Origin of the sequence: Rickettsia endosymbiont of Cardiosporidium cionae (assembly GCF_015476335.1) — a bacterium.
Classification (GTDB): Bacteria; Pseudomonadota; Alphaproteobacteria; order Rickettsiales; family Rickettsiaceae; genus JADHZC01.
Genome location: NZ_JADAQY010000015.1, coordinates 1 through 1,805, shown reverse-complemented (window position 1 = coordinate 1,805; position 1,805 = coordinate 1). Strand labels below are relative to the sequence as shown.

Sequence of the window (1,805 nt, the reverse complement as noted above, 5' to 3'; positions counted from 1 at the left end):
AAGAGAATCTAAATACTATAGAAAGCATAGCACGATCACTGTTTAGAAACGACTTCACAGTAGAAGAAATTGCTTCTATAGTTAGCCTAACTATAGAAGAAGTAGAGCTGATATTAAAGGACTTGATTGAAAAAAATAATTAGTCGCTAACCAATTTTTTAGTTTCTGCACCTGCTCTAAAAGAGACAGATTTTCCTGCTGGAATCTGCATTTTTTCTCCTGTTGCAGGATTTCTTCCAATCTTAGCTGCTCTATCTTTAACTGCAAAATTTCCAAATCCAGAAATTTTAACAACTCCTCTTTCTGCTAAAACTTCTTGTAATGAACGTAAAACTATTTCTAATAGTTGTTTTGCATTTAGACTAGAGATTTTATGTTTTTTCGCAATAAATTCTATAAACTCAACTTTATTCATTAGATTGTTCCTACAAATTTTGTATTTTTTCTATAGATAATTCAGTTGTCTTCGAAATGATATTGGTATCCACTCCAAGTGATCTCATATTCTTTGCAGCTAATTCTATACCTTCAGCTTTACCTTCAGCTTTACCCTGTTCTATATAATAATGTACAAAGCTTCCTTTTACCGCTTCCATGTTTTTTTATAAATTTTGCTTTAATTCTTCTATTTTACTTAAGGATAATCCTGTTACTTTCGATACAAAGATTACATCTGCATTTGCTTTTAACATATTTTTTGCAGCTAACTCTATACCTTCGGCTTTACCTTTTTCTATACCTTTTTCTATACCTTCAGCTTTACCTTCAGCTTTACCCTGTTCTATATAATAATGTGCAAAACTTCCTTTTACCGCTTCCATGTTTTTTCCTCCATATTTATTAAACAAATTTTCTATTTTTTCTTTACCTGGATAATATGCTGCAACATATCTAGCAACCCCTATCATCATCACTCTGATCTCATTGTCGGAGACATTATACCATTTTTTCCATATATTTTCTAGCAAATCCAAAATCCCTCTATTCCTAGCTTCTAGATGCTTTCCAAAATACTCTAAAATCTCTGCTCTGTTAAGTGTATCCTCCATAGCTTGCAAATCTATGAGCTCATGTCCAAAGTCTGAAATATTTTTTCTTGTTGCCGGATCCTCAAACATATCCCAAAATTTTGTACTTATATTATATTTTTTTTGGCCATTGTATATGAGTACTTGGAATATAGTGGGAAATTTTCTTCCTGGAAATTCTTTGCGAAATTTTTCTAAAATGCCAAACTCATATTTTTGAAATCTGTAAGCAATTTCTGGGTCAGGAGTAGACTGATGTTCTAAAAGCATATATACATATACTCCCTTATCTTTTGTAGCAAAAACAAGATCGCTAGCAGTTTTAATGTATTCTTCATCTAAAAAAGTTTCCTTTTGTAAACATAACTCCTCTATGTTTATTTTTTCTAAAGTATCTTTTCTTAAATGTCTTCTCAGGAATGGAACACGAATCTCTGGATATGAGAGCATTTCTTTAAAAAATCCATCATGGTCAGAGTTTTGTATATCTTGGTCTTCTGGTTTTGTTGTTTTGCTCATTATTTTTTCTTTTTCTTATTTTCTGAGTCCAACAATTTTTTTCCATGTTCTCTTAGTTCCCCTTCTGGACTGATATACCGATATATTAATTTCGGAGAAATCCCAAGATCAGCTGCAAGATCCTTAACAATAGTATTTCTATCTTTCATTGCATCCATTATAATTCTCAATTTGCGAGTAGTAATCTTTGCTGGTCTTCCTCCAAATCTACCTCTTGCTCTGGCAGCTGACAAACCAGCATTGGTACGGTCACGAATC

Annotated in this window: 4 protein-coding genes; all 4 read right to left on the bottom strand. The window is 32.3% G+C overall.

Going from position 1 to position 1,805, the window contains the following annotated elements:
• Nucleotides 1-139: 139 nt before the first annotated feature.
• Nucleotides 140-415 (bottom strand): HU family DNA-binding protein, encoded by a 276-nt coding sequence (locus tag IHI24_RS04600; protein ID WP_194966891.1) that lies wholly within the window; start codon nt 413-415, stop codon nt 140-142.
• 10 nt (nt 416-425) lie between these two features.
• Complete coding sequence (locus IHI24_RS04595; RefSeq protein WP_194966890.1) at nt 426-596, bottom strand: hypothetical protein; 171 nt, start codon at nt 594-596, stop codon at nt 426-428.
• Nucleotides 597-602: 6 nt separating this feature from the next.
• Nucleotides 603-1,547 carry an Rpn family recombination-promoting nuclease/putative transposase gene (locus IHI24_RS04590; protein ID WP_194966889.1) on the bottom strand — a complete coding sequence of 315 codons (945 nt, stop codon included), beginning with the start codon at nt 1,545-1,547 and terminating at the stop codon, nt 603-605.
• The coding region (locus IHI24_RS04585) for a hypothetical protein (RefSeq protein ID WP_458693521.1) at nt 1,547-1,805 on the bottom strand (259 nt) is incomplete at its 5' end. The genes IHI24_RS04590 and IHI24_RS04585, both read right to left, overlap by 1 nt.